26 protein-coding genes and 1 pseudogene are annotated in these 23,210 nt (G+C 67.9%); 21 read left to right on the plus strand and 6 right to left on the minus strand.

Annotated features, from left to right (window positions below; all coding sequences use genetic code 11):
• Positions 1 to 185 precede the first annotated feature (185 nt).
• Genes ACXMYJ_RS22850 through ACXMYJ_RS22915 form a run of 14 tightly spaced genes read left to right on the plus strand, consistent with a single transcriptional unit; the run spans position 186 to position 12,533 of the window.
• A complete protein-coding gene (locus ACXMYJ_RS22850) occupies positions 186 to 1,466 on the plus strand; it encodes a class-III pyridoxal-phosphate-dependent aminotransferase (protein WP_460358929.1) in 1,281 nt (426 codons plus the stop codon).
• The gene (locus ACXMYJ_RS22855; protein WP_443189101.1) at positions 1,463 to 3,022 is read left to right on the plus strand and encodes an aldehyde dehydrogenase family protein; all 1,560 of its coding nucleotides are present in this window, start codon (positions 1,463 to 1,465) and stop codon (positions 3,020 to 3,022) included. Before ACXMYJ_RS22850 ends, ACXMYJ_RS22855 begins: the two co-directional genes overlap by 4 nt.
• 3 nt (positions 3,023 to 3,025) lie before the next feature.
• Positions 3,026 to 3,631, plus strand: coding sequence for a BMC domain-containing protein (locus ACXMYJ_RS22860; protein ID WP_260755737.1), 606 nt, complete (start codon positions 3,026 to 3,028; stop codon positions 3,629 to 3,631).
• Positions 3,628 to 4,128 carry a hypothetical protein gene (locus ACXMYJ_RS22865; RefSeq protein ID WP_443189102.1) on the plus strand — a complete coding sequence of 167 codons (501 nt, stop codon included), beginning with the start codon at positions 3,628 to 3,630 and terminating at the stop codon, positions 4,126 to 4,128. The genes ACXMYJ_RS22860 and ACXMYJ_RS22865 overlap by 4 nt, the downstream gene beginning before the upstream one ends.
• A complete protein-coding gene (locus ACXMYJ_RS22870) occupies positions 4,125 to 4,370 on the plus strand; it encodes a EutN/CcmL family microcompartment protein (protein ID WP_260755739.1) in 246 nt (81 codons plus the stop codon). The genes ACXMYJ_RS22865 and ACXMYJ_RS22870 overlap by 4 nt, the downstream gene beginning before the upstream one ends.
• Before the next feature lie 54 nt (positions 4,371 to 4,424).
• Positions 4,425 to 4,706 carry a BMC domain-containing protein gene (locus tag ACXMYJ_RS22875; RefSeq protein WP_011782687.1) on the plus strand — a complete coding sequence of 94 codons (282 nt, stop codon included), beginning with the start codon at positions 4,425 to 4,427 and terminating at the stop codon, positions 4,704 to 4,706.
• Between the two features lie 10 nt (positions 4,707 to 4,716).
• Positions 4,717 to 5,370: a microcompartment protein gene (locus ACXMYJ_RS22880; protein ID WP_260755741.1), complete on the plus strand. Its 654-nt coding sequence runs from the start codon at positions 4,717 to 4,719 to the stop codon at positions 5,368 to 5,370.
• Positions 5,367 to 6,359 (plus strand): phosphotransferase enzyme family protein, encoded by a 993-nt coding sequence (locus tag ACXMYJ_RS22885; protein ID WP_443189103.1) that lies wholly within the window; start codon positions 5,367 to 5,369, stop codon positions 6,357 to 6,359. Before ACXMYJ_RS22880 ends, ACXMYJ_RS22885 begins: the two co-directional genes overlap by 4 nt.
• Before the next feature lie 26 nt (positions 6,360 to 6,385).
• A complete protein-coding gene (gene fabG, locus ACXMYJ_RS22890; protein ID WP_260755743.1) occupies positions 6,386 to 7,165 on the plus strand; it encodes a 3-oxoacyl-ACP reductase FabG in 780 nt (259 codons plus the stop codon).
• 52 nt (positions 7,166 to 7,217) lie between these two features.
• Positions 7,218 to 7,985, plus strand: coding sequence for a GntR family transcriptional regulator (locus ACXMYJ_RS22895; RefSeq protein ID WP_260755744.1), 768 nt, complete (start codon positions 7,218 to 7,220; stop codon positions 7,983 to 7,985).
• A gap of 13 nt (positions 7,986 to 7,998) precedes the next feature.
• Entirely contained in the window at positions 7,999 to 8,883 is an 885-nt protein-coding gene (gene gluQRS, locus ACXMYJ_RS22900) for a tRNA glutamyl-Q(34) synthetase GluQRS (protein WP_460358934.1), read from the plus strand.
• 44 nt (positions 8,884 to 8,927) lie between these two features.
• Positions 8,928 to 10,391 carry an ABC transporter permease subunit gene (locus ACXMYJ_RS22905; protein ID WP_460358936.1) on the plus strand — a complete coding sequence of 488 codons (1,464 nt, stop codon included), beginning with the start codon at positions 8,928 to 8,930 and terminating at the stop codon, positions 10,389 to 10,391.
• On the plus strand, positions 10,388 to 11,146 hold the full coding sequence (locus tag ACXMYJ_RS22910) for an amino acid ABC transporter ATP-binding protein (RefSeq protein ID WP_260755747.1): 759 nt from the start codon (positions 10,388 to 10,390) through the stop codon (positions 11,144 to 11,146). The genes ACXMYJ_RS22905 and ACXMYJ_RS22910 overlap by 4 nt, the downstream gene beginning before the upstream one ends.
• Before the next feature lie 25 nt (positions 11,147 to 11,171).
• The gene (locus ACXMYJ_RS22915) at positions 11,172 to 12,533 is read left to right on the plus strand and encodes a flavin monoamine oxidase family protein (RefSeq protein WP_260755748.1); all 1,362 of its coding nucleotides are present in this window, start codon (positions 11,172 to 11,174) and stop codon (positions 12,531 to 12,533) included.
• 3 nt (positions 12,534 to 12,536) lie between these two features.
• Here the strand turns inward: ACXMYJ_RS22915 and ACXMYJ_RS22920 are convergent, their stop codons facing one another.
• Positions 12,537 to 13,799 carry a cytochrome P450 gene (locus ACXMYJ_RS22920; RefSeq protein WP_260755749.1) on the minus strand — a complete coding sequence of 421 codons (1,263 nt, stop codon included), beginning with the start codon at positions 13,797 to 13,799 and terminating at the stop codon, positions 12,537 to 12,539.
• A gap of 117 nt (positions 13,800 to 13,916) precedes the next feature.
• Positions 13,917 to 15,122 carry a tRNA guanosine(34) transglycosylase Tgt gene (gene tgt / locus ACXMYJ_RS22925; RefSeq protein WP_460358950.1) on the minus strand — a complete coding sequence of 402 codons (1,206 nt, stop codon included), beginning with the start codon at positions 15,120 to 15,122 and terminating at the stop codon, positions 13,917 to 13,919.
• Positions 15,123 to 15,175: 53 nt separating this feature from the next.
• Here tgt and ACXMYJ_RS22930 point away from each other — a divergent pair, with 53 nt between their 5' ends.
• Positions 15,176 to 15,640, plus strand: a complete 465-nt coding sequence (locus ACXMYJ_RS22930; RefSeq protein WP_260755750.1) for a lipoprotein LpqH — start codon at positions 15,176 to 15,178, stop codon at positions 15,638 to 15,640.
• A gap of 73 nt (positions 15,641 to 15,713) precedes the next feature.
• Positions 15,714 to 16,172: a lipoprotein LpqH gene (locus ACXMYJ_RS22935; protein WP_460358952.1), complete on the plus strand. Its 459-nt coding sequence runs from the start codon at positions 15,714 to 15,716 to the stop codon at positions 16,170 to 16,172.
• A gap of 1 nt (position 16,173) precedes the next feature.
• On the opposite strand, the gene ACXMYJ_RS22940 is transcribed toward ACXMYJ_RS22935, so the two are convergent.
• Complete coding sequence (locus tag ACXMYJ_RS22940) at positions 16,174 to 16,518, minus strand: DUF732 domain-containing protein (RefSeq protein ID WP_260755751.1); 345 nt, start codon at positions 16,516 to 16,518, stop codon at positions 16,174 to 16,176.
• 88 nt (positions 16,519 to 16,606) lie between these two features.
• Here ACXMYJ_RS22940 and ACXMYJ_RS22945 point away from each other — a divergent pair, with 88 nt between their 5' ends.
• The 4 genes from ACXMYJ_RS22945 to ACXMYJ_RS22960 are packed head-to-tail and all read left to right on the plus strand — an operon-like array spanning position 16,607 to position 18,979.
• Positions 16,607 to 16,984 carry a hypothetical protein gene (locus ACXMYJ_RS22945; RefSeq protein WP_460358939.1) on the plus strand — a complete coding sequence of 126 codons (378 nt, stop codon included), beginning with the start codon at positions 16,607 to 16,609 and terminating at the stop codon, positions 16,982 to 16,984.
• A gap of 33 nt (positions 16,985 to 17,017) precedes the next feature.
• A complete protein-coding gene (locus tag ACXMYJ_RS22950; RefSeq protein WP_460358941.1) occupies positions 17,018 to 17,935 on the plus strand; it encodes an NAD(P)H-dependent flavin oxidoreductase in 918 nt (305 codons plus the stop codon).
• A 30-nt stretch (positions 17,936 to 17,965) separates the two neighbouring features.
• A complete protein-coding gene (locus tag ACXMYJ_RS22955; RefSeq protein ID WP_260755754.1) occupies positions 17,966 to 18,316 on the plus strand; it encodes a hypothetical protein in 351 nt (116 codons plus the stop codon).
• 9 nt (positions 18,317 to 18,325) lie between these two features.
• Positions 18,326 to 18,979, plus strand: coding sequence for an SGNH/GDSL hydrolase family protein (locus tag ACXMYJ_RS22960; RefSeq protein ID WP_260755755.1), 654 nt, complete (start codon positions 18,326 to 18,328; stop codon positions 18,977 to 18,979).
• Here ACXMYJ_RS22960 and ACXMYJ_RS22965 read toward each other — a convergent pair.
• Together ACXMYJ_RS22965 and ACXMYJ_RS22970 are read right to left on the minus strand one after the other, a co-directional pair.
• Positions 18,966 to 19,724: a DeoR/GlpR family DNA-binding transcription regulator gene (locus ACXMYJ_RS22965; RefSeq protein WP_260755756.1), complete on the minus strand. Its 759-nt coding sequence runs from the start codon at positions 19,722 to 19,724 to the stop codon at positions 18,966 to 18,968. The two genes, ACXMYJ_RS22960 and ACXMYJ_RS22965, sit on opposite strands and share 14 nt — an antisense overlap.
• 10 nt (positions 19,725 to 19,734) lie before the next feature.
• Positions 19,735 to 21,738 carry a PTS mannitol transporter subunit IICBA gene (locus ACXMYJ_RS22970; protein ID WP_460358944.1) on the minus strand — a complete coding sequence of 668 codons (2,004 nt, stop codon included), beginning with the start codon at positions 21,736 to 21,738 and terminating at the stop codon, positions 19,735 to 19,737.
• A 175-nt stretch (positions 21,739 to 21,913) separates the two neighbouring features.
• Between ACXMYJ_RS22970 and ACXMYJ_RS22975 the strand changes: the two genes are divergently transcribed.
• Complete coding sequence (locus ACXMYJ_RS22975) at positions 21,914 to 22,999, plus strand: zinc-dependent dehydrogenase (RefSeq protein ID WP_460358946.1); 1,086 nt, start codon at positions 21,914 to 21,916, stop codon at positions 22,997 to 22,999.
• On the opposite strand, the pseudogene ACXMYJ_RS22980 reads toward ACXMYJ_RS22975, so the two are convergent.
• Positions 22,996 to 23,210, minus strand: a pseudogene (locus ACXMYJ_RS22980) (IS630 family transposase); the annotation flags it as partial. The gene ACXMYJ_RS22975 and the pseudogene ACXMYJ_RS22980 sit on opposite strands and share 4 nt — an antisense overlap.

Below are 23,210 nucleotides of genomic sequence, written 5' to 3' on the forward strand. Positions count from 1 at the left end.
GAAGGGCGGAAAGCAGTTCAGGTCGCGTTCTGACATCACTGTGGTCTAGACCACAATGCCGAACCTCAGACATATTGGCACTACCAATTCAGCTGTGCAACCCCTGAGAACGCCATGTTGACATAAATGGTCGGACCGTTTAGCTTTTGGTCACACCCCCGGCCGACCGCACGACAGGGAGTCCCGTGTACGACTACGGCACGTTCTCGTTCGATTCCAAAGCCCAGGTGCTGGAACGTGCCAAGGAGTTCTGGAACCCGGACAAAACCCAATTCTGGACCGACACCGGCGTCGACCTGGTGATCGACCGCCGGCAGGACTACTTCCTGTGGGACATGAGCGGCCGTCGCCTGATCGACATGCACCTCAACGGTGGCACCTACAACCTCGGGCACCGCAATCCCGAAGTGATGCAGGCGATCACCGACGGCATGCAGCACTTCGACGTCGGCAACCACCATTTCCCTTCGGTGGCGCGAACGGCGTTGGCGCAGAAGCTGATCGAATCCGCGCCGGCTTCCCTGAGCAAGGTGGCGTTCGGGTCCGGCGGCGGTGAGGCCATCGACATCGCGCTCAAGAGCGCCCGGCACGCCACCCAGCGCCGCAAGATCGTCTCGATCGTGAAGGCCTACCACGGCCACACCGGTCTCGCGGTCGCCACCGGTGATGACCGATTCGCCAAACTGTTCCTCGCCGACCGGCCCGACGAGTTCGTCCAGGTCCCGTTCGGTGACACCGACGCGATGGAACAGGCGCTGCGCGGACGCGACGTCGCCGCGGTGATCATGGAAACCATCCCGGCCACCTACGGATTTCCGTTGCCGCCCCTCGGCTATCTGGAAGCGGTCAAGCAGCTGTGCGAACGCTACGACGCGCTCTACATCGCCGACGAGGTGCAGACGGGGCTGATGCGCACCGGTGAGATGTGGGGCATCACTAAGCACGGCATCGAGCCGGACATCATGGTCAGCGGGAAGGGCCTCTCGGGTGGGATGTACCCGATCACCGCGGCCCTGCTCAGTGACCGCGCCGCGCAATGGCTCGAACAGGACGGCTTCGGGCACATCTCCACCTTCGGCGGCGCCGAGCTCGGTTGCGTCGCCGCGCTGAAGACCCTGGAGATCACCAGCCGGCCCGAGGTGCGCTCCTCGGTGCACTACATCGCCGACATCTTCGCCCAGGGCCTGACCCGCATCCAGGCCGACCACCCGGACTGGTTCGTCGGTATCCGGCAGAACGGCGTGGTGATCGGGCTGGAATTCGACCACCCCGAGGGCGCCAAGTTCGTGATGCGCGAGCTGTACCAGAACGGGGTGTGGGCGATCTTCTCCACGCTGGATCCCCGTGTCCTGCAATTCAAACCGGGCCTGCTGCTCAACCGTGACCTCTGTGAGGACGTCCTCGACCGCACCGAGGTCGCCATCGGACGGGCGAAGCTGGCCGCGACCGGACGGAGGAAGCCGTGACCGGTGCACATCCAGTACCCCACGCAGGTCAACTACTCGAGCGGGCGCACTTCGCCGCGGCCGCCTACGCCGACTACGACCAGGCGTCGGTGGCGCGGATCGTCGACGCGGTCGCCGAAGCCGGCTACCGCAATGCCGAACGCTTCGCCGCGGCCGCTGTCGCCGAGACCCAGATGGGTGTTGTCGACGACAAGGTGGTCAAGAACCGGGCCTGCTCGCGGGGCCTCGTCGAGTTCTACCGGGACCAGGATTACGTGACGCCGCGGGTGGACACTGCCCGCAAGATCGTCGAGATCCCCCGGCCTGCGGGCGTGGTCCTGGCTCTGACCCCGACCACCAATCCCGTTGCTACCGTGTACTTCAAGGTGATCCTGGCGTTGATGACCCGCAACGCCGTGGTCGTGGCGCCGCACCCCAGAGCCAAGCAGTGCTCGGCGGACGCGGCGCGGCTGCTCGGCGAGGCGGCCGTGGCCGCCGGCGCCCCGGACGGCATCGTGCAGGTCATCGACGAACCCTCGCTGCCGCTGGTCGAGGCGCTGATGTCCGACGAGCGCACCGACGTCATCGTCGCCACCGGCGGCACCGGTGTGGTGCGCGCGGCCTACTCGTCGGGCAACCCGGCGCTCGGAGTCGGCCCCGGCAACGTCCCGGTGCTCGTCGACGCGACCGCCGACCTCGAGGCGGCCGCGCGGCGCATCGTCGACAGCAAGGCCTTCGACAATTCGGTGCTGTGCACCAACGAGTCGGTGCTGATCGTCGAGGACGCCGTGGCCGGCAGGCTCAGCACCGCGCTGACGCGGCACGGTGCGCACATTCTCGATACGGATGCGGCGATCCGGTTGCGCGAGTACATGTTCCCCGACGGCGCACTGAACACCGAGGTCGTCGGCCGGGACGCCGCGTGGATCGCCGAGCGGATCGGGCTGCGCGTCACCCCCAAGACCCGGGTCCTGATCGCGCCGTTCACCGACGTCATCGGCGAAGAGGTGCTCACCCACGAGAAGCTCTGCCCGGTGCTCGGCATGACCACGGTCGCCGACGCGCGGCGCGGCATCCGCGCCGCCCGCGCAGTGGTCCGCATCGCCGGTGCCGGTCATTCGGCTGCCATCCACAGCGAGGACCCCGCCGTCATCACCGAATTCGCCGCCCAGGTACCGGTGCTGCGGGTTTCGGTCAACGTCGGCAACAGCACCGGCAGCTCCGGGCTGGAGACCAACCTCGCGCCGTCGATGACGATCGGCACCGGCTTCGTCGGGCGCAGCTCCATCGGGGAGAACCTGCAGCCCGAGAATCTGCTGAACTGGGCCCGGATCGCCTACAACGCCGACGCCGGGGTGTCGATGCCCAACTTCGCCGGGTTGTCGCCGTGGCGCTCACCGGCCGGGCCGGTGCCGGCGTATCCCCGCGCCTCCAACGACCCGTCCGCCGCCGCCGCGCCCGTGGCACCCGTCAGCCGGCCCGCCCCCCGCCGCGCCACCGATCCCGGCATCGAGGCGCTGCGCGCCGAGCTTCGCGCGCTGGTGGCCGAAGAACTCGCACAACTGATCAAGAGGTGACCCGTGGCTGAACTGCGTTCGTTCATCTTCATCGACCGGCTTCAGCCGCAGACGATGTCGTATCTGGGCACCTGGATCAAGGGTGCGCTGCCGCGCGCCGGTGTCGCCGCGCAGATCATCGAGGTGGCGCCGGGCCTGGACATCGAGGGCGTCACCGACGTCGCCCTCAAGCACGCCGAGGTGCAGGCCGGGGTGCTGGTGGTGGAGCGGCAGTTCGGCTACCTGGAGTTCCACGGTGACACCGCCAACGTCGAAGCCGCCGCCGACGCCGCACTGGCCGAGCTGGGACGCGATGCCGCCTCCGCGACGCCGCCACAGATCCTGGCCTCCCGGATCATCTCCAGCATCGACCAGCAGCACGCATTCCTGATCAACCGCAACAAGATCGGGTCGATGGTGCTGGCCGGCGAGACTCTCTACGTGCTGGAGGTGTCCCCCGCGTCATACGCGATCCTGGCCACCAACGAGGCCGAGAAGGCCGCCGACGTGAAGGTCGTGGACTTCCGGATGATCGGCGCGACCGGCCGGGTGTACCTGTCGGGCAGCGAATCCGACGTCCGCCAGGCCGCGGCCGCGGCCGAAGAGGCCCTCGCGCGGAGTGTGCGGTGAGCATCGACCGCGACGAGCTGCGGCAGCTGGTCCGCGAAGTGATCCGCGAAACCGTCGGTGACCTCACGGCGGCCCGGCCCGCGAACGTGCGGACTCCCGCACCGGCGGCCCCGCCTCCCCCGGCAGCCCCGGCGCCCAACGGCCCCGTGGCCACCGGACCGCTGGCCACCGACGAACGCTCGCGCGTCGACACCGTACGCATCACCAACGACCGCGACCTCGATGTGTTCGTACGAAACCTGCTGCGGCTGTTCGAGAATCCGAAGACCCGCGCCGACCTGCGGCACGGCCGGCTGTCCTTCCGGCTGGCAGGCACCGACCGCCACGGCCCGGGCAGCACCAAACGCATCGAGCGCGGCGCGGTCACCGAACGCCAGATCTCCGACATCGCCGCTTCCGGCGCATCCCTGGTCCTCGGCCCCCGGGCCGTGCTGACCCCGCTGGCCCGCGAGCGCGCCCGCGCACTGGGCGTGACGATCCACAAGGAGCGAACATGATCAGTGGCACGGTCATCGGGCAGGTCTGGTCGACCCGCCGCATCGACGGCATCCCCGCCGGCGCTTTCCTCGAAGTCGAGGTCGACGGCTCCGGGTCGCGGCTGATCGCGTTCGACGTGCTCGGCAGCGGAGTCGGCGAGCACGTGCTGGTCACCCAGGGCTCGGTGGCGGCGAGTTGGTTCACCGGCACCCCGCCTCCGGTCGACGCACTGATCATCGGCTCCATCGATCCCACCGGCTAGCCATCCCGGTTACCGGCCCCAACGTCAGATAACCCGACACAAAGGAGAAACACCATGGCCAGCAACGCGATCGGAATGATCGAGACCAAGGGTTACGTCGCCGCACTCGCGGCTGCCGACGCGATGGTCAAGGCGGCCAACGTGACGATCACCGACCGCCAGCAGGTCGGCGACGGCCTGGTGGCCGTCATCGTCACCGGAGAGGTCGGCGCCGTCAAGGCGGCCACCGAGGCCGGCGCCGAATCCGCCTCGCAGGTTGGCGAACTCGTCAGCGTGCACGTGATCCCGCGCCCGCACAGCGAACTGGGTGCGCACTTCTCCGTCGCCGCGCAGTAGTCTGCTGAAGATGGTCGTAACGGACGCACCGACGCGGACCGACATCCGCGTCTACCTCCTCGTCGAGGATCTGCAGCAGCAGTTCGCCGCCTACCTCGGCACCCCGACCCGAGCGCGCGGCTACCCGCCGTACGCCGGTGAGCACGCGCTCATCGTCGAGGTGTCGCCGGCGCTGGCGATCGAGCGGGTCATCGACCTCGCGCTGCGGGAGGTGCCCGGCATCCAACCCGGAATCCTGTACGTGGAACGACAGTTCGGCGTGCTGGAGATCCATTCGAGCGACCTCGACGACGTGCGGCGTGCCGGTGAGGCCATCCTGACCGGGACCCAGAGCTCGGCCACCGATCAGCTCCGTCCGCGGGTGCTCTACCACGACGTCATCGAGGACATCACCGATCAGCACGCGGTGATCCTCAACCGCAACCGGCAGGCGTCGATGGTGCTGCCCGGCCAGTCTCTGCTGGTGTACGAGATGACACCGGCGCTGTTCGCGGCGGTTGCGGCCAACGAGGCGGAGCGGGCCGCGCCCGGTCTGACGCTGGTCGACGTGCAGATGATCGGTGCGGCAGGCAGGCTCTACATCAGTGGCAGCACCAAGGATGTCGTCGTGGCGCGCGACCGCATCACCGAGGTGCTGGGAGGGATCGAAGGGCGTGACCATTGAGCTCAGACTTCACTGACGACCAGGCCGTCGCCGAGAAGGCTCTGGAGGCGTTCGACCTGCCTGCGGGCTCGGCGCTGCGGCTGCTCAACCTGTCCGAGAACGCGACCTACGCGGTCGAGGAGCCCGGCAGCGGGCACCGGTCCATCCTGCGGGTGCACCGGCAGGACTACCACCGCGTCGACCAGATCGAGTCGGAGCTGATGTGGCTGGACGCGCTGCACCGTGACAGCGACGTCACCGTGCCGAAGGTGATCCCGGCCCGGGACGGACGCCGCGTGGTGGCTGTCGAGCACGAGGGCACCGAACGGCACGTCGTCCATTTCGAGATGGTGCCGGGTGCCGAACCGGACGAGAACACCGTGAGTTCCACCGACTTTCACACCCTCGGCTGCATCACCGCCGCGCTTCACTACCATGCCCGCCGCTGGCAGCGACCGGCCGGGTTCAGCCGATTCTCCTGGGACTGGGAACACAGTCTCGGCGGGACGCCCCGCTGGGGACGCTGGCGTGACGCGATCGGCGTCGGGGACCACGAGGCCGAGGTGCTGAGCCGGGCCGAGACGCTGTTGCACCGCCGGCTCACCGAATACGGCAGCGGGCCCGACACGTTCGGTTTGGTGCATGCCGACCTGAGGTTGGCCAACCTGCTGGTCGACGGTGAGACGATCACCGTGATCGACTTCGACGACTGCGGATTCGGTTGGTATTTCTATGATTTCGGCACAGCCGTGTCGTTCTTCGAGGACCATCCGTCCGTTCCCGAATGGCAGCACGCCTGGGTCAACGGGTACCGCAGCCGCGGGACGATGAGCGAGGCCGACGAGGACATGCTGGCGTCGTTCATCCTGCTGCGACGCCTGTTGTTGCTGGCCTGGATGGGCACCCACAGCCACTCCAAGGAGTCCCAGGCCATCTCCGTGACCTACGCCGCGGGCAGCTGCAAGCTCGCTGAGCAGTACCTGACCTCCGACGGTCACCGGCTTTTCTGATCCTCGTTCCGAAAGGGCTTATCGCTATGTTCAATTCGCTGCAGGGCCGGTCGGCCATCGTCACCGGCGGAAGCAAGGGCATCGGGCGAGGCATCGCCGAGACATTCGCCAAGGCCGGCGTCAACGTCGTCATCACCGGGCGCACTCAGGCCGACATCGACAGCTCCGTCGCCGACCTGACCGGGCTGGCCGGCACCGTGACCGGGGTGGCCGCCGACGTGACCAGCCCCGAGGACTGCCGCCGTGTCGTCGCGGCCGCGGTGGAACGCAACGGCGGCCTGGACATCGTGTGCGCCAACGCCGGAATCTTCCCGTCCGGCCGCCTGCAGGACCTCACCCCCGAGGACATCGAGCAGGTCATCGGCGTGAACTTCAAGGGGACCGTCTACATCGTGCAGGCGGCACTGGATGCGCTGACCGCCAGCGGCCACGGCCGGGTGATCATCACCTCGTCGATCACCGGCCCGGTCACCGGCTTCCCCGGCTGGTCCCATTACGGCGCGAGCAAGGCCGCGCAGCTGGGCTTCCTGCGCACCGCCGCGATCGAGCTGGCGCCCAAGAAGATCACCGTCAACGCGGTACTGCCGGGCAACATCATCACCGAGGGCCTGATCGACATGGGCCAGACCTACATGGACCAGATGGCCGCGTCGGTGCCGGCCGGCAAGCTCGGCGAGGTCGCCGACATCGGTAACGCCGCACTGTTCTTCGCCACCGACGAGGCCTCCTACATCACGGGGCAGTCGCTGGTGGTCGACGGTGGCCAGATTCTGCCCGAATCACCGGAGGCACTCGCCGACCTTTGACGGCCGATGGCCTACATTTGGTCTTACCAATTCAGTGGCGTGAGGAGGTCCGGTGCCGACCCAAACCGAAGATCTGCGGCGCCGGATCGTGGCTGACATCAACGCCGGGGTGCCGGGCACCAAGCTCGGCAGTGAGCGCGAGCTCGCCGAACGCTACCGCACCAGCCGCTCCAGCCTGCGCCAGGTGCTGGCCGCGCTGGAGGAGGCCGGTCTCGTCGACCGGGTGATCGGCCGCTCCGGCGGCATCTTCATCAGCCACGCGCAGGTACAGCGCAGCCTGACCGACGTCGTCGGCGTTCCGGCGTTCCTGGCCAGCCAAGGCTATGTCGCGGGCACCCGGGTGCTGTCGACGAAGATCGCCGCACCCGACGCCGTCACCCAGCAGGCACTGGGTATCGGCGCCGACGACTTCGTCATCGAGATTCAGCGGCTGCGACTGGCCGACGGTTCACCGATCTCGCTGGAGCTGGCCCAGTTTCCGGCCGAGACCTTCCCGGGTCTGCTGGAGCAGCAGCTCGGCGGCTCGCTCTACGAGATCCTGGAAAGCGAGTACGGACTGGTCACCGCACGCGCCGACGAGCGCATCGAGGCGGTCAACGCGACGCCCGAGGAAGCCAACCTGCTCGGCATCAAGCCGAAGTCGGCGCTGCTGCTGATCACCCGGATCACCTACGACCAGCACGACACCCCGTGCGAGTTCTCCCGGGACCTGTTCCGCGGGGACCGCACCCGGCTCGCGGTGACCGCACAGGGGCACGGCGTGGGGGGCGCACCGTCGGTGGCCGCCGCCTCGGTCACCCTGCAGAGTCAGGCGGTCTGAGAGAGTAGGGCCCGTGGCCCACTCCCCCGGCGCAGGCAGGTTCGCGCCGAGCCCGTCGGCGGACCTGCACATCGGCAACCTCCGCACCGCCGTGCTGGCGTGGCTGTTCGCCCGGTCGACCGGGCGGCGGTTCCTGATGCGCGTCGAGGACCTCGACGACCGCACCCACACCGACATCGCCGACCGCCAGCTCGCCGACCTCGCCGCGATCGGCATCACCTGGGACGGACCGGCCACCCGACAGACCGAGCACGCCGCACGCTACGACGCCGTCGTCGACTCGCTGAAAGAGCGCGGACTGCTCTTCGAATGTTATTGCAGCAGAAGAGACATCGCGCAGGCCCCGCGCGCGCCGCACGCTCCCGAGGGCGCTTACCCCGGTACCTGCCGCCACCTCACCGATGCCGAACGTGAACACCGGCGGCAGCAGACCGGCCGACCACCCGCCCTGCGGCTGCGCACCGACGTCACGTCCTTCACCGTCCACGACGTGTTGCACGGTGACTACACCGGCCTGGTCGACGACTTCGTCGTGCGGCGCGGCGACGGGGTCACGGCCTACAACCTGGCCGTTGTCGTCGACGATGCGGCATCCGGGATCGACCAGGTGGTGCGCGGCGACGACCTGCTGGCGTCGTCACCGCGCCAGGCGTACCTGGCACGGCTGCTCGGCCACCCGGAACCGGTGTACGCCCACGTACCTCTGGTGCTCAACGCCGACGGGGCCCGGCTGGCCAAACGCGACGGCGCGGTGACGCTGGCCGAGATCGGCGTCGACGTCGCGCTCGCGCAGATCGCCGACTCCCTCGGATACTCGGCGCGCACCGTCGACGGCATGCTCGACGAGTTCGACCCGCAACGGTTGCCGCGCGCACCGTGGGTATACCGGCCGGGGTGAGCAGAACCCTTCAGCTGACGCGTCCGGGTTGCTACGGTCCGGCGATGCGCTCCACACAGAAGGTGCTGCTGGCGGCGCTGGCCGCGGTCGCCGTGCTGCTGGCGGCGTGCGGCTCGTCCGGTTCCGGGAACCCGGTGGAATCCAGCGGCGTGCTGCGGGTCGGCACCGAAGGGGTGTACGCCCCGCTCAGCTATCACGATCCGGTCACCGGCCAGCTCACCGGCTACGACGTCGACGTCGCCCGCGCGGTCGCCGAGAAGCTGGGCGTGAACGTCGAATTCGTCGAGACGCCCTGGGATTCGATGTTCGCCGCGCTGGAGGCCGGCAGGTTCGACGTCGTCGCCAACCAGGTGACGATCACCCCGGAGCGTGAGCAGAAGTACGACATGTCCGAGCCGTACTCGATCGGCGAGGGTGTTATCGTCACCCGCGCCGACGACGACTCGATCACCTCGCTGGCCGACCTGTCAGGCAAGCGGGCCGCGCAGAGCATCACCAGCAACTGGGCCCAGGTGGCCCGCGATGCCGGCGCGCAGATCGAAGCGGTGGAGGGACTGACCCAGGCGATGGCCCTGCTCAGCCAGGGCCGGGTCGACGTGGTGGTCAACGACAGCCTCTCCATCTACGCCTATCTCGCCGAAACCAACGACACCTCGGTCAAGATCGCCGCCACCACGGGCGAGAAGAGCGAACAGGGGTTCGCCGCGCGCAAGAACAGCGGCCTGCTGCCGGACCTCAACCGCGCGATCGAGGAGCTCAAGGCCGACGGCACTCTGGCCGAGGTCTCCCAGAAGTACCTGAAAACCAATGCCTCCGGCGGTCCGGACGCACCCCAGGCGCAACCCCGCTCGACGCTGCAGCTCGTGCTGGACAACCTGTGGCCGCTGGCCAGGGCCGCGCTGACGATGACCATCCCGTTGACGATCATCAGCTTCGCCATCGGTCTGGTGATCGCGCTCGCGGTCGCGCTCGCCCGACTGTCCCCGAATGCACTGCTGTCCAACGCGGCCCGGTTCTACATCTCGGTGATCCGCGGAACGCCGCTGCTGGTGCAGCTGTTCATCGTGTTCTTCGCACTGCCCGAATTCGGCGTCCGCATCGACCCGTTCCCGGCGGCGGTGATCGCGTTCAGCCTCAATGTCGGCGGGTACGCGGCCGAGATCATCCGCTCGGCGATCCTGAGCATCCCGAAGGGCCAGTGGGAAGCGGCTGAGACGATCGGCCTGAACTATGTGGACACGCTGCGGCGGATCATCCTGCCGCAGGCCACCCGGGTCGCCGTGCCACCGCTGTCGAACACATTGATCTCGTTGGTCAAGGACACGTCCCTCGCCTCGACCATCCTGGTCACCGAACTGCTGCGCCAGGCACAGATCATCGCCGCCCCCACGTTCGAGTTCTTCGCGCTGTACGGCACGGCCGCGGTCTACTACTGGTTGATCTGCCTGGTGCTCTCGTTCGGGCAGGCGCGGTTCGAGCACCGACTGGAAAGGTACGTGGCGAAATGACGACCGAGAACACGATCGTCGCGCGGGACGTGCGGAAGTCCTTCGGCGCACTGGAAGTCCTCAAAGGGGTGTCGTTCACGGTGCCGCGCGGGACGGCCACCGCGATCATCGGCCCGTCCGGTTCGGGCAAGACCACGTTGCTGCGCACCCTCAACGCGCTCGACGTCGCCGACTCGGGGGTGATCAGGGTCGGCGACACCGAGATCGACTTCGCCGAGCCGGCGCCCCGGGACCAGCTGCGCCGTTACCGCGCGCAGAGCGGCTTCGTGTTCCAGTCGCACAACCTGTTCCCCCACAAGACCGTGCTGCAGAACGTCACCGAGGGCCCGATCGTCGCGCAGAAGCGGCCCCGCGACGAGGTCGAGGCCGAAGCCGTCGAACTGCTCGACCAGGTGGGGCTGAAGGACAAACGCGACCAGTACCCCTTCCAGCTGTCGGGCGGCCAGCAGCAGCGCGTCGGCATCGCCCGGGCGGTGGCCCTGAAGCCGAAGGTGGTGCTGTTCGACGAGCCGACGTCGGCGCTGGACCCCGAACTCGTCGGTGAAGTCCTCGGCGTCATCAAGGAGCTCGCGGTCGAGGGCTGGACGCTGGTGGTCGTGACACACGAGATCCAGTTCGCGCGCCAGGTCTCCAATCAGGTGCTGTTCACCGACGGCGGCGTGATCCTGGAGCAGGGGCCGCCCGCGGCGGTGATCGGTGACCCGAAAGAGGAACGAACGCGGCAGTTCCTGCAGCGCATCCTGAACCCGCTGTGAGGTCTCCCGTGAGACAGTGTCGGGCATGGCACGCCATGAGGCCGACGTCGTCATCGTCGGGGCAGGGCTCTCCGGACTGATCGCCGCGCGCACCGTCCTGGGAGCAGGACTGACCCCGCTGATCCTGGAGGCCGACACCCGGGTCGGGGGCCGCATCCTCACCGAGGACCTGGCCGGGCTGCCGATCGACCTCGGGGCCCAGTGGATCGGCGACACGCACCATCGGATGTTCGCGCTCGCCGCGGAACTCGGAGTGCAGACCTATCCCCAGTACGACGACGGCGAGACGACCTACGAGCTGGCCGGCACAGGTGTGCTGCGCGGCAACGCGTTTCACGACCGGTTCGCCGGCGAGCTCGCCGAGCTGGAGAAGGTGCTGCGCACGCTCGACGAGCTGGCCGCCGAGGTCGACCCGGCCGCACCGTGGGCGGCTGCGCATGCGGCCGAGTGGGACGCCGTCACCGCGGGCGCCTGGTACGACGCGCAGGGTCTGTCCCCGGTGGCCCGCACCCTGCTGGAGATCTGCACCGTCGGGATCCTGGCCGTGCCGACCGTCGAGGTGTCGTTCCTGCATCTGCTCTTCACCATCCAGACGTGCGGGGTGACCTCGGAGCTGTTCGCCGAGTCCGAGGGCGGCGCGCAGACCACCCGGTTCGTCGGCGGCACCGCGGAGATCCCGAAGCGACTGGCGGCGATGCTGACCGCGCATCTGGTGCTCGACGCGCCGGTGCAGCTCATCGAGCACGGCGCCGACCACGTCACCGTGCACTGCCGCGGCGGACAGGTGGCGCGCGGCCGCCGGGTGATCGTCGCGGTGTCGCCGATGCTGGCCGGCCGGATCATGTACGACCCGCCGCTGTCGGGCTACCGCGACCAGTTGACCCAGCGGATGCCCAACTCGTCGGCGATGAAGGCGTTTTTCGTGTACGACGAGCCGTTCTGGCGCGCCGACGGGCTCAACGGCCAACTCATCTCCGACGTCGGTCCGGCCCGGATGTCCAACGACACCTGCATCGAGGGAGACGACCGCGGGGTGATCCTGCTGTTCCTCGAAGGGGAGCAGGCCCGCACCCACGGGCACTGGTCAGTGGAGGAGCGACGCGCGGCACTGACCGCCGAACTGGTGCGCCATTTCGGTTCTCGCGCAGCCCGTCCTGACCATTACATCGACGGCGAGTGGGCGGACCGGCAGTGGACGCGCGGCTGCTACAACGCCAACTGCGGGCCCCTGGTGTGGACCACCTACGGACCGGCGCTGACCGCGCCCATCGGCGCGATCCACTGGGCTTCCACCGACACCGCCACCGAGTGGAGCGCGTACATGGAGGGCGCGGTCGAAGCAGGCGAACGCGCGGCCGCGGAGGTCATCGCGGCGCTGACGGAATAGCCTCTACGCCAACGCGATCGAAAGTGCGGACATGCCCCGCAGTGTGACGTTCGGCTTGTAGACCGGTTCCTCGGCCAGCGCCGAGTCCGGGAAGCGCGACGTCAGCGCAGTCAAGGCGACGGTGGCTTCCAACCGGGCCAGCGGCGCGCCGATGCAGAAATGCGGGCCCTTGCCGAATCCGAGATGGCGGATCACCGGCCGGTCGGGATCGAACTCGTCGGGCCGCTCGACGAAGTCCGGGTCGCGGTGCGCGGCCGCGGTCAACAGCAACATGTTGTCGCCCTTGGGGATCGTGACATCCCCTGCAATATTTCCCTCGTCGCTTCGCTCGCCCCGAATCGTCATGTCGTCTCCGGCGATCCGGCCCACCAGCTGCACCGGCGGGTCGTAGCGCAGCGTCTCCTCGATGACGGCACCGGCGCGTCCCGGATCGGCGGCCAACCCCGCCCACTGCCCGTCGGTACGCAGCAGCGCCAGGATCGCGTTGGCGATCAGGTTGACCGTCGTCTCGTGTCCGGCCACCAGCAGCAGGTTGCAGGTGGCGACGATCTCGTCCTCGGTCAGCTGATCTCCGGACTCCTCGACGTGGATCAACCCCGACATCAGGTCCTCGCCCGGGTCACGGCGCCGCCGGGAAATGAGCTGGCGCAGGTAATCCCGCAGCCAGCGGCCCGCCCGCATGCGTTCCTCGAAGCCGTCACCGGCCGCGCCGGTCACCGTGATGAACGGATCCAGCGACTGCGCGAGCAGCGCCGAGGCCGCGCTGAACTCCGGCTCGTCCTCCAGCGGGACGCCGAGCAGCCGGCAGATCACTGCAACCGGAAGCGGGTAGGCCAGACCGGCAATCGCGTCGAACGGGGCCGAGGTCGGGTCCGCGTCGCCGAGCAACCCGTCGACGAGGGCCACGATTTCGGGTTCGAGTGCCCTGACCACCTTCGGCACGAACGCCTTGCTCACCAGCCGGCGCAGTCGGGTGTGGTCGGGCGGGTCGAGGAACAGGAACCCGGGCGGGCCGAACGGCCGCGCCTCGGCGCCGTCGGCGATGGCGCGCTGCGCGACGGTGGACTTCAGCCGGTCGCTCGCCGAATCCGGGTGACGCAACACCTCGTCACAGTCGGCGTAGGACGAGAACACCGTGAGGTTGTTGTCCGGCAGCTGTATCGGGCCGTGCGCGCGGATCTGGTCATAGACGGGATACGGGTCGGCGCGGCGGTCCGGTGCGAGCATCTGCAGCAGCAGCGACTGCGGCTCCGCGGCGGTCGTCATGCACTTATTGTGCACACGTTCAAAAGGATGCAGGTCAGGCTGCGCGAGCGTGGGCCCTATGTACGCGGATCGGCGGATTTGCGTGCACAGGGCCCACGTTCGTGAGGCCCACGTGCGTCAGGTCTTCGCGTAGTAGCGGCCGAGGACGTGTTCACGCAGATCGTCGAACCGGCCCTCGGGGATCGAGGCCCGAATCTGGTCGACCAGCCGGATGATGAACCGTTCGTTGTGGATCGTGCACAGCGTCGCGGACAGGATCTCCTTGGCCTTGAACAGGTGGTGCAGGTATGCGCGGGTGTAGTGCGCGCAGGTGTAGCAGTCGCAGTCGGCGTCGATCGGAGTGAAGTCGCGCCGGTACCGGGAACCCGTGATGTTGAAGCGGCCCTCGGCCGAGTAGACCGCGGCGTTGCGGGCCACCCGTGACGGGGACACACAGTCGAACGTGTCGGCGCCGGCCTCCACCGCCGCGAACAGGTCATCGGGCTCGCTGATCCCGAGGAGGTGGCGCGGTTTGTCGGCGGGCAGTTCGCTGCTGACCCATCCCACGATCGTCGCGAGGTTCTGCTTCTCCAGCGCTCCCCCGATGCCGTATCCGTCAAAGCCCCGGCTGTCCTCATCGACGATCTGCGCCAGCCCGCGCGCGGCCTGGCGCCGCAGGTCCTCGTACTGCGCGCCCTGCACCACACCGAACAGCGCCTGGGGCGGCTTGTGCGCACGCACCTGCGAGAGCCGGCGGTGTTCGGCCAGGCAGCGCACCGCCCACTCGTGGGTGCGTTGCACCGAGCGCTCCTGGTACTCCCGGGTGTTGACCAGTGTGGTCAGTTCGTCGAAAGCGAAGATGATGTCGGCGCCGAGCTGATGCTGGATGCCGATCGACACCTCCGGGGTGAATCGATGTGTCGACCCGTTCAGATGCGAGCGGAACGTCACACCGTCGTCGTCGACGTGCGCCAGCCGCTCCTTGCCCTCGGCGATGATGTCGTCGGCCTGCAGCCGCTCGGTGTCCATCGCGAGCACCTTCTTGAAGCCCACCCCCAGCGACATCACCTGGAAGCCGCCACTGTCGGTGAACGTCGGCCCCGGCCAGTTCATGAACGCGCCGAGTCCGCCGGCCTCGTCGACCACATCGGGGCCCGGCTGCAGGTACAGATGATAAGCATTGGCCAGGACGGCCTGAGCACCAAGATCTTTCATTGTTTCCGGCAGGACGGCCTTAACGGTGGCCTGGGTGCCGACCGCGATGAACGCCGGCGTCTGGATGTCACCGTGGGGGGTTCGGATGGTGCCGGTGCGGCCGAGCCGGCCGGGGAGTTCCGCGTTCACCGAAAAGAAGGGATCGGGGGAAAAGGGGCCGCTCACGCCGTAGATTCTGCACTGTGCCCACACGCAGGTGTCTCGGCGCCGCCGTCGGCGTGACCTTTCTGGCCGTGCCGGCGCTGGCAGGCTGCTCGTCGTCACCGCCCGAATACCAGCCGGAACCCGGGACGCTGGTCGCCGGCACGGCACAGGTGACGATCAACGGCCAGGACGCCGGAACCACCGACGCCGTGCAGTGTGACCCGGCCGGGACGCTGCTGCTCATGAACACCGGCGACCCGGACGACCCGGAGGCTCCCGGCATCTCGGCGATGATCTCCAGCAAGGACGAACTGGTGGTCCGCGAGGTCGGGATCCGCGACCTCGGCGGCTTCACCGGCAGCTACAACCAGGGCCTGGGCGGCGAGGCGTCGGTCGGCATGACCGGGCGCACCTATGAGATCTCGGGCACCGCCGAGGGCTTCGAGACCAGCAATCCCAGCTTCCGTGCTTCAGGAAACTTTCGGATAAAGATCGCTTGTTGAGTTGACTTTTGTGTTCATACTGCTCGTGATGATCCGCCGCTCGGCGAATCACATGACACAAAGGAGAACCGTGTTGAAGCGCGAAATCCTCGTTGCCGTGGGCGGCGCAGCGATCGTCATGGCCGGTCTGTCGGGCTGCGGATCGGACAAGTCGGAGACCTCGGGCGAGACATCGCAGGCGGCGGCCGCCGAAGGCAAGAGCACCGTCACCATCGACGGCACCGACCAGGAAGTCCAGGGCACGGTCGTGTGCTCGGACATGGGCGGCAACACCAACATCGCGATCGGGGATGCGACCACGGGCATCGGCGCGGTGGTCAGCACCGGCGACGAACCCGCGGTGGTCTCGGTCGGTCTGGGCAACGTCAACGGCGTCACCCTCGGCTACCAGAGCGGCGCCGGCCAGGGCGAGGCCAAGGCGGAGAAGGACGGCAACACCTACAAGATCTCCGGCACGGCCACCGGTGTGGACATGGCCAACCCGATGCAGCCGGTGAACAAGCCGTTCGAGATCGAGGTGACCTGCCCGTAGGTCAGACCCCGGTGTAGCCGGCGGCCGACTGCCGCAACTGCCAGATCTGTGCGGGGCAGAGCTCGTTGACGGCCTGGTTGATCAGGTAACCCGCCTGGTAGTAGTCCGTGGTGTGGAAGTCGGCTTTCACCTGGTTCACGAGTTCGGCGTAGCCCATCTTGGCCGCGACGCGGTCACAGATGGTCTGCCCGTACCCGATCGCTGCCTCGGCGTTGGGGAAGTTGTAGCCCGGCCGGACGTGCACATTGACCAGATAGGCGACGACGTCGGCGCCGGCGGCCGGCGCCGAGAGCAGCGCGGCGGATGACAGCAGACCCGCCGACAGCACCCCGACCAGCGATTTCATGGGCATGAGCTTACGCGTCTTCACCTGCGGCGGTGGCAATGCCGGCAAAGCCCGCCCGCGGCGCACGCACCCCTTTTAGGGTGTAGCCATGAAGCTGTTGGCCGCGGTGGCAATCGCCGGTGGTGTTCTCGCCGCACCGTTGACGTTGTCGGTCGCCGGACCCGCTTCGGCGACGCCGAGCACCTGCGACGGCGCCGGCTGTGTCCCGTTCGTGGATCCCGACGCGCGACTCGGTGAGCGCTGTATGCAGAAGACGCGCTACAACTTCGGAGTCGACGCGTCGGGCAACACGGTGGCCTGCAACTCGAAGAGCCTGTGGGTGTCCTCCCCGCCGCTGGTCGGCGTGCGCACCCTGCGTTCGGTGTGCGGGGACGCCACCGGGGTGGCGCAGAGTCCCGACGGCGTACCCCTCAGGTGCGACGGCGGTGCCTGGACGGCCGACTACTGGACGATGTTCTACGGCTGACGGGTACCTGGGACCAGCAGCAGGATCGGCGTCGTGACCAATCGCATACAGAAGCTGCTCGGCGTCGAGTTCCCCGTCGTGCAGGCCCCGATGACCTACATCGCCCGCGCGGAGCTGGCGGCCGCGGTGTCCGAGGGCGGCGGTCTGGGGATGATCGAGACGCTCACCCCTGAGGGTCGCGAAGACCTGCGGCGCGTCCGGGACCTCACCGACCGCCCGGTCGCCGCGAACCTGATGATCCAGGGCTGGAAGCGGGATCCGTCCATCGTCGAGGTGCTCGTCGCCGCCGGGGTGCGGCACGTGTTCACCTCCGCCGGTGACCCGGCCCTGTTCACCGACCGCCTGCACGACGCCGGGATGACCGTGGTGCACGTGGTCGGATCGCTCAAAGGCGCGCTGAAGGCCGCGGGGGCGGGGGTCGACGCTCTGGTCGTCGAAGGTGTCGAGGGCGGCGGCTTCAAGTCGGCGCTGGGGGCGTCGACGATGGTGCTGCTGCCGCTGATCTCCGAACGGGTCCAGCTGCCGTTGATCTGCGCCGGCGGTGTGTGCGACGCGCGCTCCGGCGCGGCCGCGGTGGTACTCGGCGCCGAGGGGGTGCAGATGGGCACCCGCATGCTGGCCAGCGTCGAGGCCGCGGTGCACACCAACTTCAAGGACGCGATCGTCGCGGCCGACGACTCCGGGACGGTGCTGCTCGACGTTCCCGGCAATCCGACGATGCGGGTGCTGCGCACCGGTCTGGCCGCCCGCATCGACGAGCACCCGGCCGACGCACGGCTTCTCGGCCGCATCACCGACCTGTATTTCGGCGGCGACCTGGAGGCCAGCGTCGCCAACACCGGGCAAGTGTCGTCGCGGATCACCGGGCTGGCGCCGGCGGCCGAGATCGTGCGGCGCACCTGGGCCGACATCGAATGGGTGCTGGACGGGGCGCGCGCGAGACTCGGTTGAGGGGGCTCGAGACCGGGCACACTCGTCGGTATGGATGGCGATTACGACGAACCCGGACCCGACGACACGCTGAGCCCGAGCGAATCGCTGGACTCCGACGAGGTGCGCAACGACGACGGTGACATCGTCGTCGATCCGCCCGACCGGTGGATCGAGGCCGAGGTCGACGAAACCCTCGACGAGAAACTGGCCGCCGAGGTTCCCGACGTGTGGCCCGAGGGTACGACGGCGACCTCGGCGCAGGACCGGCCGGCCCGGCGCACCGCCGGCCAGATCGACGGAACCCCCGAAGACGGGGACTCGTTCTTCACCGTCGTCGACGACGACGAGAGACGGCGGGTGCCCGGCGACGAGGAGGCCGATCGCATCATCGAGGACTGACGTGGTGTTATGACCCCGAAAAGGATCCTCTGCTATGGCGATTCGCTGACCTGGGGGTGGGTGCCCGTTGCCGACGGAATGCCCACCGAACGGTACCCGCGGGACACGCGCTGGACCGGGGTGCTGGCCGACCGGTTGGGCGCCGGCGTCGAGGTGATCGAAGAGGGTCTGTCGGCGCGCACCACCAACGCCGACGATCCGACCGACCCACGCCTCAACGGTGCGAAGTACCTGCCGTCCTGCCTGGCCGGTCATCTCCCGTTGGACCTGGTGATTTTGATGCTGGGCACCAACGACACCAAGGCGTATTTCCACCGCACTCCACTCGACATCGCCCTGGGTATGTCGGTGCTGGTGACCCAGGTTCTCACCAGCGCCGGCGGGGTCGGCACCGGCTATCCGGCGCCCAAGGTGCTGGTGGTGGCGCCACCAGCGCTGGCGCTGACCCCGCACCCGTGGTTTCAGCTGATCTTCGAGGGCAGCCAGGAGAAATCCGCCCAGCTGGCCAAGGTGTACCGCGCGATGGCGTCATTCGTGAAAGTGCCGTTCTTCGATGCCGGTTCGGTGATCTCGACCGACGGGGAAGACGGCGTCCATTTCACCGAGCAGAACAATCTGACGCTCGGTGAGGCGCTGCACGAGCAGGTCGTCAGGCTCGTATGACGACGGGGCCGAGGGCTTCGTAGCGGCGCGCCTCGTCGGCTCCGAGTTCCCGGCCGGTCACGATCGCCTCGAAATCGCCGATCCGGGCGAATCGGCAGAAGCTGCTCTCGCCGAACTTCGAGTGCGCCGCGACCAGGACGGGTCGGCGGGACACCTGCACCGCGGTCCCCTTCACCGCGGCGACCGCCGGGTCAGGGGTGGTCAGCCCGTGTTCGGGCGAAATACCGTTGGTGCCAAGGTAAGCCACATCGATGACCAGACTGCCGAGCATGTCGACCGCCCAGTGATCGACGGTGGCCAGCGTCCGCCCCCGCATCCGGCCGCCGAGCAGCAACACCGTGACGCTGCGGCTGTGTGCGAGCGCCTCAGCGGCCAGCAGCGATGACGTCACCACGGTCAGCTCTTGTTCGGCCAGCCGTTCGGCGATCAGCCGCGGCGTGAAACCTTCGTCGAGATATACGGTTTCGGCACCGTGCAGCAGTTCGGTTGCCGCCGCCGCGATCCGGTGCTTCTGGGCCAGGTCGACCTGGCTGCGGTACTCGACACCGGATTCGAACGCGGCCGTCTCCAACGGCACCGCCCCGCCGTGCACCCGCTTGAGCAGGCGGCGGCCCGCCAGAACCTTCAGATCGCGGCGGATCGTCTCGCTCGCGACGTCCAGTTCGTCGGCGAGCGAGGCGACGTCGACCCTCCCACGGGTGCGGGCGAATTCGACGATCCGGCTCTGGCGGGTCTCGGAATCCACCTGCGTCACACTACTTGTCGGCGGCCAACACGATGGCCTTGACCTCCTCGACTGTGGTGGCCTGCCGCAGCCGGGCGACCTCGTCGGGTTTGAGGAACACCTGCGCGATCTTGGTCAACAGCGCCATGTGGTCCTTACCGGCTCCGGCGATCCCGACGACGAACTCCGTGGGCTTGCCGTTCCAGTCGATCGGCTCGGAGTACCGCACGAACGACAGCCCTGTACGCCGGATGGTGTCCTTGGCCTCGTTGGTGCCGTGCGGGATGGCCAGCCCGTTGCCCATGAAGGTGGACACCGAGGATTCCCGCTCGTGCATCGCGTCGATGTAGGCCCGTTCCACCGCGCCCGCAGCGACCAGCAGCTCACCGGCTTCGTTTATCGCCTCGACGGCCGTCGTCGCCGAACCGTTCAGCACGATCGATGCCAACGGCAGAACGTCCTCGCCAGCGCCTTCCGCGTCGGCCGCCTCGGCCTCGGCGACCCCAGCCGCGGGGGCGGGCGCCGGGCCGCCGTCGTCGTTGGTTTGCTTGAGCTGCTCGACGATCTCGTCGTAACGCGGACTGCCCATGAAGTCCTCGACCGAGACGTGGACGGCGGACCCGGTGCGCTGGCGGGCGCGTGCGGTCAGGTCGCGGTGGGAGACCACCAGGTCGTAGTCGTCGGTCAGGTTCGAGATCGCGGCGTTGGTGACCTTGACGTCACTGAAGCCGGCCTGCTGAATCTTCTTGCGCAGCACCGACGCTCCCATCGCCGACGAGCCCATGCCGGCGTCGCAGGCGAACACGATGCGCCGGATGGGTCCGGTCGGGCCGCCGCCGGGGCCCACCAGAGCGCCGGCCACGCTCGACTTCTTGCCCTTCATCGACTCCATCTCGGCGGTGGCCGCGGCGAGGTCCGGCTCGTCGGTGGCCCGGTCGGTCTTGAGCAGCAGCGCCGCGACCGCGAAGGATACCGCCGCCGCACCGAACACCGACAGCGTGACGCCGAGGAAGCTGCCGCTGGCGGTTTGGGCGTAGACCGCGATGATGGACCCGGGCGCGGCGGGGGCCCGCAGGCCCGAGCCGAAGAGCACGTTGATGAACACACCCGTCATGCCGCCGAGGATGGTGGCGATGATCAGCTTCGGCTTCATCAGCACGTACGGGAAGTAGATCTCGTGGATCCCGCCGAAGAACTGGATGATCGCCGCACCCGGGGCCGACGCGCGGGCGATTCCACGGCCGAACGCCATGTAGGCCAACAGAAGTCCGAGCCCGGGGCCGGGGTTGGCCTCTAGCAGGAACAGGACCGACTTGCCGGTTTCGAGTGCCTGCGTGGTGCCCAGCGGCGTCAGCACGCCGTGATTGATCGCGTTGTTGAGGAACAGCACCTTGGCCGGTTCGATCAGGATGGACGTCAGCGGCAGCAGATCGTTGTCGACCAGGAAGTCGACGGCATTGCCCGCGGCGCGGGTGAAAGCCGACACGATCGGCCCGATACCGAAAAAGCCGACTATGGCCAGGATCATCCCAAGGATGCCGGCGGAGAAGTTGTCGACCAGCATCTCGAATCCGGGGCGGATCTTGCCCTCCCACAGCGCGTCGAGCTTCTTCATGCACCAGCCGCCGAGCGGGCCCATGATCATCGCGCCGAGGAACATCGGGACGTCGGCGCCGGTGACCACACCGATCGTGGCGATCGCCCCGACCACGGCGCCGCGGTTGCCGTGGATCATCCGACCACCGGTGTAGCCGATCAGGATCGGCAGCAGGTAGGTGATCATCGGGCCGACGATTCCGGCGCCGTCGTAGGCGCCCCACCCGCCGATCTTGGCGACCCAGCCGTCCGGGTTCTTCAACTCGTCGAAGATGCCCTGCAGCCAGCCCTGCTCGATGAAAAGCGCGGTGATCAGACCCCACGCGATGAACGCCGCGATATTGGGCATGACCATGTTCGACAGCGCGGTGCCCAACTTCTGCACGTGCACCCGCACGCCGGTCCGCGGGGCCGTGTCCTCGATTGTTGCGTGTGACATCAAATCCTCCGATTGGCAGATGGCGGCCGGGTGATGCCGGTCACATAACCCCAGTACACCGCATAAACGGGCATTAATGCAAGCATTCGGTCAAAATCGGTCAGTAATTTTGGTGGTTTTATGCCCGGATGGCGGATAGAGTGCTGGAGAGCACACCCGTCGAGAGGACTGCACCATGAAGGCTCTGCGCTTCTACGCCCCCGAGGACGTCCGGCTCGAGGATGTCCCGGAGCCGGTCTGCGGACCCGACGAGGTGAAGCTGCGCGTGCGCAACTGCTCCACCTGCGGCACCGACGTGAAGATCTTCTACAACGGCCACCAGAACCTGACGCCGCCGCGGACCATCGGGCACGAGATTGCCGGCGAGATCGTCGAGGTCGGCGCCAACGTGAACGCGACGTACGGCAGCAATTGGCAGGCCGGCGACCGCGTGCAGGTGATCGCCGCGGTGCCGTGCGGAGAGTGCCACGAGTGCCGTAAAGGCTGGATGGCGGTGTGCCAGAACCAGACCTCGATGGGCTACCAGTACGACGGCGGCTTCGCCGAATACATGATCGTGCCCCGGCAGGTACTCAAAGTCGATGGGCTGAACCGGATTCCGGACAACGTCGGCTTCGACGAGGCGTCGGCGGCCGAGCCGTTCGCGTGCGCGATCAACGCCCAGGAGCTGCTCGGCATCGAGGAGGGCGACACCGTCGTGGTGTTCGGTGCGGGCCCGATCGGCTGCATGCACATCCGCATCGCACGCGGCGTGCACAAGTGCGGGCCGATCTATCTCGTCGACGTCAACGACGCACGGCTGAAGATGTCGGCCGACGCCGTGAACCCCGACGGTGTGATCAACGCCGCCGAGGTCGACGTCGTCGAGAAGGTCATGGAGCTCACCGGCGGACGCGGCGCCGACGTCGTGATCACCGCCACGGCCGCCAATATCGCTCAGGAGCAAGCGATTTCGATGGCAGCGCGTAACGGCCGCATCTCGTTCTTCGGGGGGCTGCCCAAGACCGACCCGACCATCACCTGCGACTCGAACGTCGTGCACTACCGCCAACTTCACATCCACGGCGCGAACGGTTCGGCACCCGAGCACAACAAGCGGGCACTGGAGTACATCTCGACCAGTCAGGTGCCGGTGAAGGACCTCATCACCCGGCACATCCCCCTGGACGACGTTCTCGACGCGTTCCAGATTGTCAAAAACGGTGAGGCGATCAAGGTGACCGTCGAGCCCGCACCGGCCGAGGTGGCCGCGCCGGTCTAGTGTCCTGAGTCATTAATTCGGTTGCAGTAGTTGGCGATGCTTGCCAGGATCTGGTCGGCGGTCTTAGTCCAGACGTAAGGCTTGGGGTTGTCGTTCCAGGTGTCGATCCAGGCACGGATATCGGCGTTGAGTTGCCGCACCGAGGTGTGAGTGGAGCGGCGCAGTTTCTTGGTGGTCAGCTCGGCAAACCAGCGCTCGACGAGATTGAGCC

The sequence above is a fragment of the Mycobacterium sp. ZZG genome (assembly GCF_054786995.1).

What these genes read in the sequence shown, in the direction of transcription:
- ACXMYJ_RS22960 (WP_260755755.1), top strand. Translation starts at nt 18,326, where the DNA reads ATGACCCCGAAAAGGATCCTCTGCTATGGCGATTCGCTGACCTGGGGG.
- ACXMYJ_RS22920 (WP_260755749.1), bottom strand. Translation starts at nt 13,799, where the DNA reads ATGACGACCGCCGCGGAGCCGCAGTCGCTGCTGCTGCAGATGCTCGCA.
- ACXMYJ_RS22880 (WP_260755741.1), top strand. Translation starts at nt 4,717, where the DNA reads ATGGTCGTAACGGACGCACCGACGCGGACCGACATCCGCGTCTACCTC.
- ACXMYJ_RS22955 (WP_260755754.1), top strand. Translation starts at nt 17,966, where the DNA reads ATGGATGGCGATTACGACGAACCCGGACCCGACGACACGCTGAGCCCG.
- ACXMYJ_RS22905 (WP_460358936.1), top strand. Translation starts at nt 8,928, where the DNA reads ATGCGCTCCACACAGAAGGTGCTGCTGGCGGCGCTGGCCGCGGTCGCC.
- ACXMYJ_RS22940 (WP_260755751.1), bottom strand. Translation starts at nt 16,518, where the DNA reads ATGAAATCGCTGGTCGGGGTGCTGTCGGCGGGTCTGCTGTCATCCGCC.
- ACXMYJ_RS22910 (WP_260755747.1), top strand. Translation starts at nt 10,388, where the DNA reads ATGACGACCGAGAACACGATCGTCGCGCGGGACGTGCGGAAGTCCTTC.
- fabG (WP_260755743.1), top strand. Translation starts at nt 6,386, where the DNA reads ATGTTCAATTCGCTGCAGGGCCGGTCGGCCATCGTCACCGGCGGAAGC.
- ACXMYJ_RS22945 (WP_460358939.1), top strand. Translation starts at nt 16,607, where the DNA reads ATGAAGCTGTTGGCCGCGGTGGCAATCGCCGGTGGTGTTCTCGCCGCA.
- ACXMYJ_RS22970 (WP_460358944.1), bottom strand. Translation starts at nt 21,738, where the DNA reads ATGTCACACGCAACAATCGAGGACACGGCCCCGCGGACCGGCGTGCGG.
- ACXMYJ_RS22975 (WP_460358946.1), top strand. Translation starts at nt 21,914, where the DNA reads ATGAAGGCTCTGCGCTTCTACGCCCCCGAGGACGTCCGGCTCGAGGAT.
- ACXMYJ_RS22870 (WP_260755739.1), top strand. Translation starts at nt 4,125, where the DNA reads ATGATCAGTGGCACGGTCATCGGGCAGGTCTGGTCGACCCGCCGCATC.
- ACXMYJ_RS22915 (WP_260755748.1), top strand. Translation starts at nt 11,172, where the DNA reads ATGGCACGCCATGAGGCCGACGTCGTCATCGTCGGGGCAGGGCTCTCC.
- ACXMYJ_RS22875 (WP_011782687.1), top strand. Translation starts at nt 4,425, where the DNA reads ATGGCCAGCAACGCGATCGGAATGATCGAGACCAAGGGTTACGTCGCC.